General features: G+C 61.8%; 1 protein-coding gene. It reads left to right on the forward strand.

Annotation, left to right across the window (positions count from 1 at the left end):
- Positions 1 to 15: 15 nt before the first annotated feature.
- A partial coding sequence (locus P8629_RS11865; protein WP_278166325.1) for a hypothetical protein occupies positions 16 to 272 on the forward strand: 257 nt, incomplete at its 3' end.

Below are 272 nucleotides of genomic sequence, written 5' to 3' on the forward strand. Positions count from 1 at the left end.
GCAAGGGTCACCGCCATGAGCACACCGCTGGCGCACGATGCCATCATCCAGGACTCCTGGCGCCGCTGCCGGGCCTATGGCCTGGATCACCAGAGCACACCGAGCTTCGACCAACTGCCCGCAGACGGCGTCAGCCAGTTGCTGGAAAGCCAGCATTCCCTTGTGCAGACCACCCACCAGGAAGTGCTGCCCTACTACGAAAACATCCTCAGCAATTCCTACTGCCTGATCATGCTTGCCGACAACCAGGGCCAGGTGCTGACTTCGTGGGG

This window comes from Hydrogenovibrio sp. 3SP14C1, assembly GCF_029625905.1.
Lineage (GTDB): Bacteria > Pseudomonadota > Gammaproteobacteria > Thiomicrospirales > Thiomicrospiraceae > Hydrogenovibrio.